The 16,915-nt window shown below is 41.3% G+C and carries 12 protein-coding genes; 7 read left to right on the top strand and 5 right to left on the bottom strand.

The genetic code is table 11. The features are described from left to right. Positions 1 to 55: 55 nt before the first annotated feature. The 5 genes from ACW6NC_RS13060 (at position 56) to ACW6NC_RS13040 (ending at position 8,900) form a co-directional block, all read left to right on the top strand. Positions 56 to 3,076 (top strand): tetratricopeptide repeat protein, encoded by a 3,021-nt coding sequence (locus ACW6NC_RS13060; protein WP_457866642.1) that lies wholly within the window; start codon positions 56 to 58, stop codon positions 3,074 to 3,076. A gap of 22 nt (positions 3,077 to 3,098) precedes the next feature. After that, positions 3,099 to 4,832: a TonB-dependent receptor gene (locus ACW6NC_RS13055; protein WP_457866641.1), complete on the top strand. Its 1,734-nt coding sequence runs from the start codon at positions 3,099 to 3,101 to the stop codon at positions 4,830 to 4,832. A 247-nt stretch (positions 4,833 to 5,079) separates the two neighbouring features. Continuing rightward, entirely contained in the window at positions 5,080 to 6,216 is a 1,137-nt protein-coding gene (locus tag ACW6NC_RS13050; RefSeq protein WP_457866640.1) for a hypothetical protein, read from the top strand. Positions 6,217 to 6,291: 75 nt separating this feature from the next. Continuing rightward, positions 6,292 to 7,920 (top strand): amidohydrolase, encoded by a 1,629-nt coding sequence (locus ACW6NC_RS13045; protein ID WP_457866639.1) that lies wholly within the window; start codon positions 6,292 to 6,294, stop codon positions 7,918 to 7,920. Between the two features lie 47 nt (positions 7,921 to 7,967). Beyond that, positions 7,968 to 8,900, top strand: a complete 933-nt coding sequence (locus ACW6NC_RS13040; protein WP_457866637.1) for a peptidylprolyl isomerase — start codon at positions 7,968 to 7,970, stop codon at positions 8,898 to 8,900. A gap of 69 nt (positions 8,901 to 8,969) precedes the next feature. Here ACW6NC_RS13040 and ACW6NC_RS13035 read toward each other — a convergent pair whose 3' ends face one another. Next, complete coding sequence (locus ACW6NC_RS13035) at positions 8,970 to 9,611, bottom strand: peroxiredoxin (RefSeq protein ID WP_457866636.1); 642 nt, start codon at positions 9,609 to 9,611, stop codon at positions 8,970 to 8,972. A 187-nt stretch (positions 9,612 to 9,798) separates the two neighbouring features. Continuing rightward, positions 9,799 to 10,368 carry a thioredoxin family protein gene (locus ACW6NC_RS13030; protein ID WP_457866634.1) on the bottom strand — a complete coding sequence of 190 codons (570 nt, stop codon included), beginning with the start codon at positions 10,366 to 10,368 and terminating at the stop codon, positions 9,799 to 9,801. Between the two features lie 72 nt (positions 10,369 to 10,440). Between ACW6NC_RS13030 and ACW6NC_RS13025 the strand changes: the two genes are divergently transcribed. Beyond that, a complete protein-coding gene (locus ACW6NC_RS13025) occupies positions 10,441 to 10,776 on the top strand; it encodes a tRNA-binding protein (protein WP_457866633.1) in 336 nt (111 codons plus the stop codon). 61 nt (positions 10,777 to 10,837) lie between these two features. Here the strand turns inward: ACW6NC_RS13025 and ACW6NC_RS13020 are convergent, their stop codons facing one another. The 3 genes from ACW6NC_RS13020 to ACW6NC_RS13010 all read right to left on the bottom strand — a co-directional run bounded on the left by ACW6NC_RS13020 (position 10,838) and on the right by ACW6NC_RS13010 (position 15,649). Then, complete coding sequence (locus ACW6NC_RS13020) at positions 10,838 to 13,354, bottom strand: M14 family metallopeptidase (protein WP_457866631.1); 2,517 nt, start codon at positions 13,352 to 13,354, stop codon at positions 10,838 to 10,840. An 86-nt stretch (positions 13,355 to 13,440) separates the two neighbouring features. Next, positions 13,441 to 13,821 (bottom strand): PUR family DNA/RNA-binding protein, encoded by a 381-nt coding sequence (locus tag ACW6NC_RS13015; protein ID WP_457866630.1) that lies wholly within the window; start codon positions 13,819 to 13,821, stop codon positions 13,441 to 13,443. Positions 13,822 to 13,894: 73 nt separating this feature from the next. Beyond that, the gene (locus ACW6NC_RS13010; protein ID WP_457866628.1) at positions 13,895 to 15,649 is read right to left on the bottom strand and encodes an ABC transporter ATP-binding protein; all 1,755 of its coding nucleotides are present in this window, start codon (positions 15,647 to 15,649) and stop codon (positions 13,895 to 13,897) included. Positions 15,650 to 15,781: 132 nt separating this feature from the next. Between ACW6NC_RS13010 and ACW6NC_RS13005 the strand changes: the two genes are divergently transcribed. After that, complete coding sequence (locus ACW6NC_RS13005) at positions 15,782 to 16,885, top strand: Glu/Leu/Phe/Val family dehydrogenase (RefSeq protein ID WP_457866627.1); 1,104 nt, start codon at positions 15,782 to 15,784, stop codon at positions 16,883 to 16,885. Positions 16,886 to 16,915: the final 30 nt, after the last annotated feature.

Here is a 16,915-nt window from a genome sequence, read left to right as displayed (position 1 = left end):
TGCGTTAATAAAGCAGGGTTTAAATATCTTTGAACATCAACTTAAATAAATTTTCATGAGACTTCACAAGGCATTCCTGCTTATTGCTTTTCTTTTTCTCTCTGTTTCGGGATTCCCGCAGCAGTCAGCGGCTTATACTCATGAGTTGGCCGATTTTAATCGGGCACTCGAACTCTATAACAATCAACAATATCTTGCTGCCCAGAACTTGTTTGATGAGGTGAAGGAAGAAACCGAAGACGAAAAAATTAAAGGAGATTGCGCGTATTATATCGCTAATGCCGCGGTACGGCTGAACCAGCCCGGGGCGGACAGGTTGATGGAGCGTTTTGTCACCCGCTATCCCACCAGCACAAAAACCAATACCGCCTATATCGATGTTGCCGATTATTACTTTGGGACTGGAAAATATGCCCTTGCCCGAAAATGGTATGACAAGGTCGATGAAAAAAGCATGAGCCGTAAAGATCGTGAACGTTATTATTTCAATAATGGTTATGCCTATTTCAGGGCAAACCAATATGAACAGGCCAAGACTTATCTCGAGCGTGTCCGGGATTCCAAGGAATATGGGTCTCAGGCCAAATACTATATTGGCTATATGGCCTATGAAGGCGATGATTACCAGGAAGCCAATGAAAATTTTGAGCAGGTAAAAGATAATGAACGCTACAGTGAAAACCTTTCTTATTTCCAGGCGGATATGAATTTCAAACTTGGAAACTTTGAGGAAGCCATAAAATTAGGGAAGGAACAACTTCCTAATTCCACACGGATCGAGCAATCTGAACTTAATAAAATTATTGGAGAAAGTTATTTCAACCTTCAGCAGTACCAGGAGGCTATTCCATACCTGAAGGAGTATCGCGGTATGCGCGGAAGATGGAACAACACCGATTATTACCAGCTGGGCTATGCCTATTACAAACAGGGTGATTATCAAAGCGCGGTATCTGAATTCAATAAAATAATCAATGGTAAAAATGCCGTTGCTCAGAACGCATATTATCACCTGGCTCAAAGTTACCTCAATCTGGATAAGAAACAGCAAGCTTTAAATGCCTTCAAAAATGCCAGTGAAATGGATTTTAATGCTAAAATAAAAGAGGATGCGAGTCTTAATTACGCCAAACTTAGTTACGAAATCGGTAATTCATACGAGAGTCCTTCCCAGGTGCTTATCAATTTCCTGGAAAATTACCCCGATTCTGAAGCTAAACCGGAGGTAGAAACTTTGCTCATCGACTCTTTTATTACTTCCAAGAATTATGAGGAAGCGATGAGGTTGCTGGAAAATAATCGAAATTTCAGTGATAAGCAGGCTTACCAGAAAGTAGCTTATTACTATGGGCTGGAGTTGTATGAAGAAGGAGATTACCATGAGGCTATCAAGAATTTTGAAAAGGCCCTGTCAGAACCGCGTAATCCAACCATAACCGCACAGTCTACTTATTGGAAAGCAGAAAGTGAATTCAATATTAATCGAATTGATCAGGCTATTATAGGATACAAAGAATTTAGTGGGATGAGCGCTGCCCAGGGTACACCAGAGATGGAAAATCTAGATTATAACCTAGGTTACGCTTACTTTAAGAAGAATGAATACGCTAGAGCCGCTGAGTACTTCAAGGAATATTCTTCCGATAATTCAAATGATAATGCGAGAAGAAACGACGCACTATTAAGGTTGGGAGATAGTTATTTTGTCACCAGCCAGTACTGGCCTGCGATGGAGGCTTACAATAAAGCTATTGATAATAAGGTCTCCAATAGTGATTATGCAGCATTTCAGAAAGCAATTAGTTACGGATTCGTTGGACGGAACCAGACCAAGCTCGAGGAATTGAACAGTTTTGTAAATCGCTATTCACGGTCCTCATATCGCGACGACGCCTTATATGAGCTAGGAAACACCTATGTTGCTATGAACAATAACTCGAAGGCCCTACAGGCGTATGATCGTTTGATCAGGGAGGTATCCGGCAGTTCTTTTGTTCCCAAAGCGATGCTTAGAAAAGCATTGATTTATTATAACTCCGACCAGGGTGAAAAAGCCCTTGCTGATCTCAAACGGATTGTAAATGATTATCCAAATACCCCAGAGGCCATGCAGGCAGTGTCTACAGCAAGGATGGTCTATGTAGATCTGGGGCGTACCGATGAATATGCCAATTGGGTAAGAAATGTGGATTTCGTTGAGGTAACCGATGCCGATTTAGACAATACCACTTATGAAGCGGCCGAAAATCAGTATTTTAATAATAATAATGAACGCGCTATAAGCGGCTTTGAGAAATACCTTCAGAACTTCCCCAATGGTATACACTCGATAAACGCTAATTTCTATCTTGCTCAGCTTTATTATCGTCAGGGAGATAAGGACAAGTCTGAGAAACATTATGAAGCTGTAGTAAACAAACCCAAAAATGAATTCACCGAGCAGGCCTTGGCGAGATTATCGGAAATCAAGCTTGAAAAAGGTCAGTATAATGAGGCTGTCCCTTTATTGGAACGACTAGAGAAAGAGACCACTTCGGAAGAGAACAGGATCTATGCGCAATCCAACTTGATGAAATCTTTCGATGAACTGGATAATCCGACAAGAGCTGCTTCCTACGCCGAAAAAGTACTTGGTAATTCTCAAGCTGATAGCCGAGCAAAAACCGATGCCCAACTTATCATCGCACGTTCAGCCATTAAAAATGGCGATGAATCCCGCGCTAAAACCGCTTATGCTGAGGTGCAAAAGAATGCCAAAGGAGAGCTCGCCGCAGAAGCCCTTTATTATGACGCTTATTTTAAACACAAATCCGGTAATTATGAAGCCTCTAATGCAGCGGTTCAAATTCTTGCCAAAGACTTTTCAGGATATAAGCGATGGGGCGCCAAAGGCCTTGTACTTATGGGTAAAAACTTTTATCAGTTGGATGATGCCTACCAGGCCACCTACATTCTAGAGAATGTGATCCAGAACTTTGAGAATTATCCTGAGATAGTACAGGAAGCAAAAACCGAACTATCACGTATTAAAGCTGAAGAGGCCAAGACCAACTCCTCAGTAGAAACAAATAATTAAAAGTCACTCAATCTACCCGATTATGAATAAAGTTTCGATAAAAGGAAGTCTGTTTTTAAGTTTATTCTTACTATGCGGAGTTCTTTTTGCCCAGGACCCCATTGGAAGTGAAACCGTTACTGTTGTAAAACCATATTCTCCCGAGGTGGGAGATGCCAATAAAATAAAAGAGCAACCAGTCCGTGCAGATTCCTTGGACCTGGAGAAAAAACCAGTTAAATACAGTATATTTTCTGTGCCGGTAGCCTCTACCTTTACTCCGTCTAAGGGGCGTGCCACGACAGTGGAGCGTTCCAGGCCTCCAAAGGTTTTCGATAATTATGCAACCCTGGCCTTTGGAAATTATACCAATGCTCTAGCTGAATTTTACAGTAATCTGGAGGTTAACCGCAGTGATAACTTTGGTATTTACCTACGGCATAAATCTTCCCAGGGGGGGATAGATGGGGTTGTTCTTGATGATAAGTTCTACGATACTGAAATGAATCTTAGTTACACTTCACGAAATCGTGATCTTGGCTGGAAGACCGAACTTGGCGGTGAACATCAGTTATTTAACTGGTATGGGATCGAGCCCTCGGCTGATCTAAGCGATACGGGAATCGCTGAAATTGACCCCAGACAAAACTATTATTCCGTATATGCAGGAGGACAAATTGAACTCTTTGATTCCTTTTTTGATAATGCTGAAGCGACTTTTAGACATACCGGTGATTCTTATAATACAGCGGAGAACCATTTTGATGCCACCGGAACTTTTGAATTTAATATTGCCGATGAGCTGGTCACCACTAATATCTATGCTGATATTTTGAATACTTCTTTCAAGGAAGATTATTTTAACGAGAGTGAAGGTCTGGATTTCACTTTTATGAATTTCGGTATTAATCCTAGCTTGCTGGTATTGAGGGATGATCTCACCCTGGATTTAGGGCTGGCTTTTTTCTATAGTTTGGATGCTGAAAACTCTGACAGTAATTTTTATATCTATCCAAGAGTATCTGCAAGCTATCGCCTTGCAGGAGAATACTTTACCGCTTATGCCGGAATAGAAGGAGATCTTGAGCAAAACACTTACTATGATTTTGTTCAGCAAAACCCTCATGTGTCACCAAACACCGCCCTTCGACCTACCAATAAAGAATACAATGCCTATGTGGGAGCTAAAGGTAAGTTAAGCAATAGTTTGGGGTATAATCTAAGAGGTAGCTATATTTCTGAACTCGATAAGCGTTTATTTCGCAGAAACCCTTACGGAAGTATCAATAATGATAGTGGGTATACCTATGGGAATTCCTTTAATGTGCGATATGACGATGTTAGAACACTTTCTTTTTTCGGGGAAATAAGTGTAGATGTTAACCGGGATTTCAGGCTTGCAGTAAATGCTGAAGCTTTTGATTATACTACCGACACGGAAGTAGAGGCGTGGAACTTACCCAATTTTAAGGCCTCATTGAACGCTGACTATCAAATTACTGAAAAATGGTATTCTGGGGCGAACTTTTTTTACGTAGGGGAAAGAAAGGATTTGAGTAGCTATGGTGATCCACAGCTAATGGACACCGAGCCTCAAACTATTAGCCTTGATTCTTACCTGGATCTTAACGCGCATTTAGGGTACCGCTTTAACGACCAGCTCTCAGCTTTTCTGAAAGGGAATAACCTTTTGAATAATGATTATATGCGTTGGACCAATTTCCAGGTTCAGGGCATCCAGGTGATGGCAGGAGTAACCTATAAATTCGATTTCTAAATAAGAAGGATTTTTTCAGAGAAATAAGAAAGAGCATTCCCTTGGTGGAATGCTTTTTTATTTTATTTCCACACTTATTTTTAAAGATTAGTTATTTTTCTGCACTTCAACGAATATTTTTCTAGAATTCAATAAGTTATTGTTTTTTTGAAAATGTATTACTTAACGTTTAGGCAACATTGGTAACTAAAAAATAATATAATATTGCAGCGCATAATTTTTAACCTATTTCTATCCCCAAATTTAAATGGCAAAGGCAAAAAAATTTAAAAGAGTAGACCGGAGTAAACCGTATTTGAATATACTGGATGTTCTGGTAAAGGAAAAAACCTTCCTGGCAATCGTAATTATAGGTATTATCATGGCCGGGATCGCTTCCGGGTATGCTCAGGCCGGGATGTGGCTGGGATTCTTTTTCGCGGCTTACGCAACAGTTGCCAACGACAGTATACAGTCTTTAGGTACTTTTATCGAAAGTAATAAAGCAAAGCGATGGTGGGTTTTATGGCTTTTCGTGGGAAGTATTTTTCTTCTAACCGTTGGTTTTAGTTGGGTGGTTTTTGATGGGGATGTGACCTATCAAAGATTACTTAGCCCTGATGGTACTTCAAAATACCCACATCCTGAGCGCTTTAGTTTCTGGCAGATCATCGCGCCTTTGGTTCTTCTGATCCTTACCAGGATGAGAATGCCAGTATCTACCACATTTCTTATTTTAAGTGTATTTAGTGCTGATACTTCTGGAATTACTTCCGTGGTATGGAAGAGTTGGAGTGGGTATATTATGGCCTTTATTCTGTCTTTCCTAGTTTGGTATTTTTCATATAACGTGATCAAAAAATACTTTAAAAGCAGAAAGGCCCATGGTGCCTGGACCGCGATCCAATGGACCGTAAGTGGTACGCTCTGGGCTGTATGGGTAATGCAGGATGGAGCTAACATAGCAGTTTTTCTTCCCCGGCAACAAAGCCTATTTGAGTTCATTGTTTTTGCATTAACCATATTCTTTGGCCTCGGGCTCCTGTTTTACCTTCGTGGAGACCGGATCCAAAAAGTCGTTAGTGAAAAAGTGAGAATATCGGACATTAGGGCAGCAACCCTTGTTGACCTGACCTATGTCATTCTGTTAATCTATAAGCTATTTATCAGTACCGTGCCTATGAGTACCACCTGGGTGTTTTTGGGAGTCATTGGAGGTAGGGAAATCGCCATTAGCCTAGCTCGAACCAAGAAAGGTAAAAAACACCGTAAGAAAGCCGGTAAGATGATTTTCAGGGATTTCGCCTATGCCATGACAGGCTTGTTTATATCGGTGGCTCTGGCAGCTGCTGCAAACCCCGGGATCAGAGAAGAAATTGCCAAAGCAATTACCAATCTGTTCTAACCTGAGATAATAAATAATTGAAAAATGCGCCTCAGGTAAGGCGCATTTTTTATTTTTAGACAAAATTAGGTTAAAATGAAGAAATTATTACTTTTTTTCGGGCTGCTGGCTATTCTGAATTCTTGTGATTCTCAAGAAAAAGAAACAGCAGATCTATTGGTTTATAATGCTAAAGTCTATACGGTTAATCCCGACTTTGAGATCGTTGAAGCCTTCGTGGTGAAGGACGGAAAGATTCTGGAAACGGGCCCGGTAGATGCTCTGAAAGATAAATACAATGCCAAAGAAAACCTTGATGTGGGTGGTAAACCGGTATTTCCCGGGTTTATAGATGCCCATGCCCACTTTTTCGGATTGGGCTTGCAGCAACAAAAAGTGGACTTAACAGGGACTAAAAGTTTTGAGGAAGTCGTTGGTCGCATTGTGGCTTTTCAGGAAGAAAGAAATGCAGATTTTATTACTGGTAGAGGATGGGATCAAAACGATTGGGAGGTTAAGAAATTTCCGGTGAAAGACACCCTGGATTTGCTATTTCCCGATACTCCGATTGCCATTACCAGAATCGATGGTCATGCCCTATTGGCTAATCAGGCTGCTCTGGATATGGCCGGTATTACTACAGAAACTCCTTTTGAGGGTGGAGATATAGAACAAAAAAACGGTAAACTAACGGGTATCCTGGTCGATAACCCAATGGGATTAATAAGCATGGCAGAGCCCGCTCCTTCAAGGGATGAACAGGTTAATGCCCTTTTGGAAGCACAAGAAATTTGTTTTAGTTACGGACTCACTACCGTTGACGACGCAGGCATTGCTAAAAGCACTGTCGAGCTCATTGACAGTTTACACCAGGCCGGCAAGCTTAAAATAAGAATTTATGCCATGCTTGGTAGTACGGATGAAAATCTTGATTATTACCTGGATAAAGACCCTTTTAAAACTGAAAGATTAAATGTTCGGTCGGTGAAATTTTATGGTGATGGAGCCCTTGGATCACGAGGTGCCGCTTTAAAAGAACCATACAGCGACCGTCCGGGCCATTTCGGAGCCTTGCTTTCTTCTCCAGAAGATTTTAAGAAAACGGCACAGCGGGTAGCCAATTCGAAATTTCAACTTAATACACACGCCATTGGAGATTCAGCCAATTTTCTGGTTTTGGAAACCTATGATAAGTTGCTTGATCAAAATGAAGACCGTCGCTGGAGAATTGAACATTCGCAGGTTATTGACCAGGAAGATTTTAAATATTTCAGTAAGAATATCATTCCTTCAGTACAGCCTACCCACGCTACTAGTGACATGTACTGGGCAGAAGACCGATTGGGCGAGGAGCGACTTCAAGGTGCCTACGCTTATAAAAGATTATTGGATCAGGCAGGAGTATTGGCTTTAGGCACCGATTTTCCTGTGGAAAAAGTGAGTCCGTTTCTAACCTTTTACGCCGCCACCGCCAGGCAGGATACCAATGAGTTTCCCAAGGATGGTTTTATGAAAGAGCAGGCCCTTTCCCGGGAGGAAACACTAAAAGGAATGACGATTTGGGCAGCCTATGCTAATTTCGAAGACCACGAAAAGGGAAGTATAGAGGCCGGAAAATTTGCCGATTTCATTATTCTGGATAAGGATATTATGGAAATCGAGGAGGGGGAAATTCCAGAAGTTAAGGTACTGGAAACTTATGTAAACGGAGAAATGGTAAACTAGATCAATTGGTCAAATTCGATTATCTTTGACTTTTAAAAAACAGAAAAATGAACGACGGATTATACGCAAAATTTCATACTAGTAAAGGAGAAATACTGGTAGCCCTGGAATATAAAAAAGTCCCGGGAACAGTAGGGAACTTTGTTGGCCTGGCTGAAGGAAACCTGGAAAACCAGGCTTTTCCACAGGGAAAACCTTATTATGACGGTTTAAAATTTCACCGCGTAATCCCTGATTTTATGGTTCAGGGGGGAGACCCACAGGGAACAGGAGTTGGTGGTCCGGGTTACAAGTTTGAAGATGAGATTCATCCCGATCTTAAACACGATGCTCCTGGAAAATTATCTATGGCCAATGCAGGTCCCGGGACCAATGGGAGTCAATTCTTTATCACACATGTAGAAACGCCCTGGTTAGATGGAAAACACAGCGTTTTTGGAAGTGTGATTTCCGGACAGGATGTGGTCGATAAGATAGCGCAGGGGGATCAGATCAAAGAACTCGAAATCATAAGAATCGGAGAGGATGCGCAAAAATTCAACGCAGTGGAATCTTTCCGGGTATTTAACGGCGCCAAGGCCGAACGTGAAGCCGCTGCCAAAAAACGGGAAGAGGAGCTCATGGGTGAAATTGCCCAGGGATTTAAGGCAACTGAAAGCGGCCTGAGATATAAGATCGAGAAAGAAGGTGAGGGCCAAAAGGCTGAAAAAGGGAAAACAGTGTCGGTGCATTATAAAGGCATGCTGGCTGACGGAACTGTTTTTGATTCCTCTTATAAAAGAAATCAACCTATAGATTTTCCTCTTGGAATGGGTCATGTAATCGCTGGCTGGGATGAAGGAATTCAATTATTGCGCGTTGGCGACCATGCCCGTTTTGTGATTCCATCTCATCTGGCCTACGGTGATCGTGGTGCCGGAGGGGTTATTCCACCAAATGCCAGCCTGGTATTCGATGTAGAACTTGTGGCGGTAAAATAGTACCCCATAATATAGAAAGATAAAACCTCACAGGTTAAGCCTGTGAGGTTTTTTAATATCACCATATGCCTATTTTGAATCCGGCTGTGGAGTCATTCTTAAATAAGATCTTATCTCTTTAAATCCTTTAGGAAACATTTTCTCTGCTTCTTCATTAGAAACCGATGGACTGATAACCACATCTTCTCCTTTTTTCCAGTCTGCAGGTGTTGCGACCTTTTGATAGGCAGTCAGTTGCAGGGAATCGATTACTCGGAGCAGTTCTTCAAAGTTACGACCTGTACTGGCCGGATAAGTGATCATGAGTTTAATGGTTTTATCGGGTCCGATCACGTAAACAGAACGTACCGTAAAGGTTTCATCTACTTTTGGGTGCATCATACCATATAGTTCAGAGACCTTCCGATCCTGGTCGGCAATAATGGGGAAATCGACCGTGGTTTGCTGTGTTTCATTAATATCTTTGATCCATTTTTTATGCGACTCTGAATCGTCCACACTTAAAGCAAGTACTTTAGTATTTCGCTTGGCAAATTCCTCTTTGTATTTGGCTACAGCGCCTAGCTCAGTGGTGCATACCGGGGTGAAATCTGCAGGATGGGAAAATAAAACCCCCCAGCTATCCCCTAAATAGTCATAAAAATTTATTTTTCCTTCTGAAGTATCTGCATCGAAATTCGGTGCTTTATCTCCTAATTTTAAACAACTCATATCTCTATATTTTATAAAATTAAACTTCCCATAAATTTAAGAATTCACTATACATATAAACTGCGAAATATCAGGCTTTAGCAGAGTTTAAGAAAAGATTAACTCTTGATCAAATTCCGATTTAGGATTATTAGTTAAACCCGGAATATTAAAGGTGTTATAGGGATTAGGTCAACCTAGTCTTTGGCTAGTGTTCCGAATTTTCCTTCCATTTTATATTGCATCCTACACTGGGCTTTTGCTTATCAGAGACCTTTTTATTGGAGAGCACAGCATCCATAGCTTCCCTTAAGTCCCTGCCGTTAACCGGGATTCCGTTCCCAGGCCGCGAATCATCGAGTTGCCCCCGGTAAATGAGTTTCAATTCAGCATCAAAAAGAAAAAAATCGGGGGTGCAGGATGCCTTATAAGCCCTAGCTACGCTTTGAGTCTCATCATAGAGATAAGGAAAAGAGAACTGATGCTTTCGGGCTACCTCTTGCATATTATCAGGATGGTCTGCAGGGTAGTTTTCTACATCATTGCTCATTATAGCAGCAAATCCAATACCCTGCACCCGGTAATCTCCTTCCAGGCGTACAATTTCTTCGTTCACATGTTTTACAAAGGGACAGTGATTACAGATAAACATAATTAAGGTGCCTTTGTTACCTCTTACATGATCCAGGGTATAAATATTTCCGCTTATCACATCTCTAAGGCTGAAATGTGGGGCTGGCGTGCCTAAAGCCAACATGCTTGATTGGGTACGGGACATTTTTTTCTTATAAATTTACAAATTATACCCGGTTTTTGTCGATTTGTGTAATTTTCCTGAAAATTTAAACCAATGGAAATCTCCTGGAAAGATTTTGAAAAAGTAGAAATGCGAATTGGAACTATTATCGAAGTTCTTGATTTTCCTGAAGCCAGAATACCAGCTTATAAGATGAAGATTGATTTCGGTGATAAGGAAGGAGTAAAGAAAACTTCGGCACAGATCACCAAACGCTATAATAAGGAAGAACTATTAAACCGGCAGGTAATCGCCGTAGTTAATTTCCCGAAAAAACAGATTGCCAATTTCATGAGTGAATGCCTTGTATTGGGTGCGGTTGGCGAAAACCACGATATTGTTTTGATTCAACCTGGACTTCAGGTGGAAAATGGGCTGCTGATTCGTTAAGCTTAGTCCTAAAAAAAGGCCGGAAATAAAATTTTCCGGCCTTGTTCCTTTCCTTGGTATCTTACATTTGGTCTCCAAAGAATATCGCATTCATCAGGAGTTTGTTGGTTCCAAACCAAAAGGCCCTGAAATTGGTGTTATCTGTAAATAGTATAACATTTCCCCGTTTCATTTTGGCGTGTTTAAAGGGCACAGTTCCTGCCAGGGAGTCCAAATTAGGTTTACTTATATAACCGCTTAATAAAGGATTTTCTGAGTATTTTATCGGATTTTTATAGCTCTGCTTATCGGCTTCTACAAAAATAGTGGTATTTCTGAAGAGTGCAATTTTATCATCTTTATATCCGAAATTAACCGGGTGCGAACGATCGGTATTGGCTTCGAAAATAGCACCACCTATGCCTTGGGCTCCGGTAAAATCTCTGCGATCTTCAAAGGAAATATTCTCTGCCACTAAAGTGTCTTTCTTGATTTCTAAATCCATGAAATCGTGACGTTTCAGCCAGCGTGCCATATTTCGGTAACCTATAAGCGTCCCTCCTTTTTCTACCCAGGTTTTCAGTTTGTCAGCCTCATTTTTTCCAAGGCCTTTACCCCAGCTATTAGGAACGATAATATCGGTATAACGGCTGAGATCGGCACGGGAAAAACTGCGGGTATCCAACTTAGTGATTTTCATGTCATAGCGCTGGTCGAACAAATGCCATATCTCACCGGCATCATAGGGAGTTATCCCATCGCCAACAATTAAGGCGACCTTTGCAGGTTCCAGGGCTCTGAACTGGTTACTTCCCAGGTTAATCCCTTGGGTAAGACCGGTATTGATCGCACTGATTTCCACATTGGATTGGGTTGAAACTTTCTGCAGAAAGGCGTGAAGTTCCGAGGCATCCATCTCCTGGTTTTGAACGGGAATTAAAATGGTACCATAATCATATTGCTTATCTGCGCTGCTGAATGGTTTCATGCCCACCTTTGCCCTGAGTTCTTCTTCGAGAATCATATTCAAAGCTTTTGGGGCGTAGTAATCATGCCATTCCATCAGATAGGCGTATTCCGATTTTTCGATGGTAGGAATTTCGGGTTTTTGAAGGTCCTGGATTTGAGCTCCGGCGTTAGTTATCCGTACATCCTGAGCATAATCAAGATTGAAAGCCATTGGGAAATTCCAGGCAGAAATATCATAAAAAAGACTATCCTGGAATTTGGTTCGTTTTTCGAACATGGCTTCCACCAAACGATGTTGACGCTGATCTTTAGGAACTATATAAGTACTACCTTTTTTAAATTGCTTACCGCCAAATTCAGTATCCTGTTTTAACTGGTGAATTTTCACTTTATGTTTCTTGAGTATTTTAGCAAGTTCGTAAGCCGAAGAGGCATCTTCCGTACTTCCAAAAGCCCAGGCACCATTGCTCGCTGATTCCCGAGCATTCTCATAAAACGAGCGTTGATAGTTAAGCAGTTTGACACGCATCTTTTTTGCAGCTTCCAGAGTGGAGAGGGCCGCAGTGAATTGATTCCTTATAGTAAAAGGAAAGGTGAGAATACCGTTATCGGTTTCCTGCGCGTGTCCCCTGGAGCTTCCTTGTTCAAAAAGGATCCCTATGCTACCGTTAATATCGGGGAAGGTAGAACCTTTTCCATAATAAAAGTCGTCGTAATCCTCCTGGGTATAATAAAATGAACCCAACTCGTCAAAAGCTGCAGCATGGTATGTACCTATTTCCCTGGTAAGATCCTGATTTATATCTGGTGTTAATGGGTGGGTTCTTGATGGAATCCCAGGCTGAAAGAAAAAGGTGGAATTTGATCCCATTTCATGGTGATCGGTCAGGATATTGGGATACCACTTATGGAAGGTTGTTAATCTGGCCTGGGACTCTGCCAGTTGAACCGGAAGCCAGTCGCGGTTCATATCAAACCAATAATGGTTAGTCCGGCCTCCAGGCCAAACTTCCCGGTATTCCCGGTCCTGGGGATCGGGATTAATGTTTTTACTTTTATTGGTGTTGGCCCAGTAAGCAAAACGTTGAAGTCCATCAGGGTTAAAGGCAGGGTCAAAAAGAATAATGGTATTTTCAAGTAGGTCTTGAATTTCAGGTCCCTCGGCTGCTGCAAGATAATAGGCAACAAGTAATGCAGCATTGGAGCCACTGGCTTCATTTCCGTGAATAGAGAAACCCTGGTTCACCACTACAGGCATCTCTTGAGTATCAAGGTCGGAAGCCCCCTCCTGGGTTAAGGCCAAATGGTTCTTTCTTAAAGTTTCTAAATTCTCATGATTCTTTTCGGAAGTTACAGTGAGCAACACCAAAGGGCGGCCCTCGTAGGTATGGCCCCGGGTTTCCATAGTGATCCGAGGACTAATTCTATCGAGTTCTCTCATGTAGTTAAGAAGCAGGTCATGACTGACGTGCCACTGACCGGGAACATAACCAATAATGTCCTGGGGTTTTGGGATGTCCTGGTCGTAGGTCACATGATCGGGTAAGTAGTAATCCAGGCTTAGGTCTTCTTCCTGGGCCTGAATTTGCAGGCAAAAAATGAGGCTTAGGGTGGTAATTATTATTCGCATTCGTAATTTTTTTTAAAATCCTGAATATAAAAAAACCGTCCGGAAAGATGGGGACGGTTTGTAGATAAAATTTTCTAAGTAACTTTTTAAATATCGTCAAAACTCACATTGGTGAACTTTTCAGCCGGGCTATCTTCTCCGTTGGCAGAAGCCTCGGTGTCAAATTCCTTTTTGTAATCCTTTTGATGACGCTCGCTAATTACCTCTTCTCCTTTTTCAGAAACAATGTAATCGGTCATTTCCTGCAGGATTTCCTGGAAACCGGCAAAATCCTCTTTGTAAAGGTAAATTTTGTGTTTTTTGTAGAAAAAAGAACCATCGTCGTTGGTGAACTTTTTGCTCTCGGTAATAGTGAGGTAATAATCATCGGCACGGGTGGCTCTTACATCAAAAAAATAAGTTCTTCTTCCGGCCCTTAACACTTTAGAGAATATTTCTTCTTTTTCCATCATTCCATTATCACTCATAAATTGATTCTTTAATAGTTAGTTTTTGTGTTGCTCAAAAATCTAAAAATTTTTAACATTCCCCAAAATTATTTCACATTTCTTTTTCATTTAACTGTTTTGCATAAAGTTCCTTATAATAGCCATCCTGATTTAATAATTGGGAATGAGTGCCTTGTTGAACTATCTGGCCGTCTTCCAGAATGATAATTTTATCGGCATTCTTTGCTGATGAAATTCTATGGCTTACTATAATGGTTGTTTTATTGGCCGAAATACGGAAAAGATTGCTCAAGATTTCTTCTTCGGTTTCGGTGTCAACTGCGGATAGACAGTCATCAAACAACAGAATCTTAGGGTCATGAATAATGGCACGCGCGATAGAGACTCTTTGTTTCTGGCCTCCGGATAGGGTTATTCCCCGTTCTCCTAATACCGTGTCATAACCTTTACTGAAACCTACAATATTTTGATGCACCGAGGCATTTTTAGCGGCCTCCATAATCTCTTTGTCACTCGCATCTGTTTTTCCGAATTTGATATTGTTTTTTATAGAATCGCTGAAAAGAAAAGCGTCTTGCGGTACGTACCCAATACTCTTTCTAAGGCTATGCAGATTAAGCTCCTGGATGTTACGGCCATCTACAGTGATCTCACCATTTTCCACATCATAGAGTCTTCCTATCAGTTCCAGGATAGTGGATTTGCCAGCCCCTGTTTTTCCGATTATTGCCAGGGTTTCTCCGCTGTTAATTTCAAATGAAACATTTTTCAAGGCGGTGATGTTGGTATCATCATAGGTAAAATTCACATTTTTAAAAGCGATGTCTCCTCGGATATCATCCGGAGATTGCTTTGGACTGGTGATCTCTGGTTCCTCATCCAGGAATTCGTTGATACGTTCCTGGGAAGCTTCCGCCTGCTGGACTAAGGAGGTAACCCATCCAATAGAAGCTATGGGCCAGGTGAGCATATTGACATAGAGGAGGAATTCTACAATGACACCCAGGTCTATAAGACCATTGATGTATTGCCGACCACCGATATAAATAACAAGCACATTACTGATTCCAATAAGCAAAACCATAAGAGGAAAGAAAAATGCCTGTACTTTTACCAGGGCGATATTTTTATCGCGGCTGCCATTAGAAAGCTCGGTGAAATTCTCATTGGTTTGGGGCTCTATTCCATAGGATTTTATCACTGCAATTCCACTAAAACTTTCCTGGGTGAAGGTGTTTAGTTTCGACAGGTATTGCTGCACAACAGTACTTCGTTTATGGATAGCCACACTGATTTTATATATAGCAAAGCTTAGCACGGGTAGGGGCAGCACCGTGTAGAGTGTCAGTAAAGGAGCCGCCTCAATCATAAAGATTAATACCACAACACTGGAAGTAAGGGTAGTCACACTATACATTAAGGCCGGACCAAGATACATTCGTACTTTGCTGACATCTTCGCTAATTCGGTTCATTAGATCCCCGGTTCGGTTCTTCTTGTAGAAATTAAGCGATAATTCCTGATAATGCTTATAGACTACGTTCTTTAGATCAAATTCGATATGCCGTGAAACTACAATAAAGGTCTGGCGCATTAAAAAAGTAAAAAAGGCGGCGATAAGTGTGGCTCCTATAATCAGTAGGATATTCCAGGCCAGTTCATCCTTTACGATTTCAATATCGGTAACCTCTCCATTGATATACTCCTCGATGATATTGGTGGATCTTCCGGCAAGCGGAATATAGAACAAAGCGAAGATTCGTGCTGCCACTGTGATGATAAAGCCAATGATCAATCTCCACTTATATTTGAGAAAAAATTTATTGAGGGATCTAAGGTGTTTCATTCAGGATAAGCCAAATTTTTGAGAATATGCCATTTTAACAGGTCTTAAAATACTCTTTATTAAATTATTGATTATTTTTGCTAAACGATTTTCAGAAATATTGAAAATCATAAATTTAAAACCTTACAAGTTATGCAAGTTGACGTTTTAAACGCTAAAGAGCTAAAAAAAGCCGCGCCGGTCTTCGGACAGCTTTCTTTTGACAACCATGAACAGGTGGTTTTTTGTAACGACAAAGATACAGGATTAAAAGCAATAATAGGAATTCATAATACGGTTTTAGGTCCTGCCCTTGGCGGCACACGTATGTGGAACTACAGCAGCGAATGGGAAGCCCTTAATGATGTGCTTCGTCTATCGCGAGGAATGACCTTTAAAAGTGCGATCACCGGTCTTAATCTTGGTGGTGGTAAAGCGGTTATCATCGGTGATGCTAAAAAGGATAAGTCTCCTGAACTCATGCGGAAATTCGGGGAATACGTGCACTCTTTAGGCGGGAAATATATCACTGCTGAGGATGTAGGAATGGAAACTTCAGATATGGATACCGTAAGAGAGGTGACACCATATGTCAGTGGAATTTCAGAATCAAAAGGAGGTTCTGGAAATCCTTCTCCTATAACCGCATACGGAGTCTACATGGGGATGAAAGCTGCTGCAAAATATAAATTCGGAAGCGATAGTCTGGAAGGAAAAACCGTGATGGTTGAAGGAATTGGTCACGTTGGCGAAACCCTGGTGGACTATCTTACTAAAGAAGGGGCAAAGGTGATGATCAGTGATATCAATGAGGAGCGATTGGAAGAAGTAAAGAAAAAATACGGAGCTGTTATTTTTAAGGATACAGATATCTATAGTGCCCAGGTGGATATTTACGCTCCCTGTGCCCTTGGCGCTACCGTTAATGACCAGACTATAAATCGTCTTAAAGCGAAGATCATTGCAGGTGCTGCAAACAACCAGCTTGCCGACGAGCTTGTCCACGGAAAGCTTCTGCAGGAGAAGGGAATAGTGTATGCGCCGGATTTTCTGATAAATGCCGGGGGAATTATCAATGTTTACGCCGAGCTTGAAAAATATGGGAAGGAAGAAATTATGCGTAAGACGGAAAATATCTATAATACTACTCTTGAGATCCTTCACACCGCAGAAAAGAACAATATGACTACGCACTTTGCTGCGCTTAAAATTGCTCAGGAAAGAATTGACGAGAGAAAAAAACAAAATTTGAAGTAATCTATTTCAAAAGTTTGATATTTTTGCAGG

This window comes from Salegentibacter profundi, from assembly GCF_054121475.1.
This window is presented reverse-complemented; position numbering and strand designations above follow the sequence as displayed.

Excerpts from the sequence above, each read along its gene's own strand:
- ACW6NC_RS13060 (WP_457866642.1), top strand. The coding sequence starts at position 56 with ATGAGACTTCACAAGGCATTCCTGCTTATTGCTTTTCTTTTTCTCTCT.
- ACW6NC_RS13055 (WP_457866641.1), top strand. The coding sequence starts at position 3,099 with ATGAATAAAGTTTCGATAAAAGGAAGTCTGTTTTTAAGTTTATTCTTA.
- ACW6NC_RS13050 (WP_457866640.1), top strand. The coding sequence starts at position 5,080 with ATGGCAAAGGCAAAAAAATTTAAAAGAGTAGACCGGAGTAAACCGTAT.
- ACW6NC_RS13045 (WP_457866639.1), top strand. The coding sequence starts at position 6,292 with ATGAAGAAATTATTACTTTTTTTCGGGCTGCTGGCTATTCTGAATTCT.
- ACW6NC_RS13040 (WP_457866637.1), top strand. The coding sequence starts at position 7,968 with ATGAACGACGGATTATACGCAAAATTTCATACTAGTAAAGGAGAAATA.
- ACW6NC_RS13035 (WP_457866636.1), bottom strand. The coding sequence starts at position 9,611 with ATGAGTTGTTTAAAATTAGGAGATAAAGCACCGAATTTCGATGCAGAT.
- ACW6NC_RS13030 (WP_457866634.1), bottom strand. The coding sequence starts at position 10,368 with ATGTCCCGTACCCAATCAAGCATGTTGGCTTTAGGCACGCCAGCCCCA.
- ACW6NC_RS13025 (WP_457866633.1), top strand. The coding sequence starts at position 10,441 with ATGGAAATCTCCTGGAAAGATTTTGAAAAAGTAGAAATGCGAATTGGA.
- ACW6NC_RS13020 (WP_457866631.1), bottom strand. The coding sequence starts at position 13,354 with ATGCGAATAATAATTACCACCCTAAGCCTCATTTTTTGCCTGCAAATT.
- ACW6NC_RS13015 (WP_457866630.1), bottom strand. The coding sequence starts at position 13,821 with ATGAGTGATAATGGAATGATGGAAAAAGAAGAAATATTCTCTAAAGTG.
- ACW6NC_RS13010 (WP_457866628.1), bottom strand. The coding sequence starts at position 15,649 with ATGAAACACCTTAGATCCCTCAATAAATTTTTTCTCAAATATAAGTGG.
- ACW6NC_RS13005 (WP_457866627.1), top strand. The coding sequence starts at position 15,782 with ATGCAAGTTGACGTTTTAAACGCTAAAGAGCTAAAAAAAGCCGCGCCG.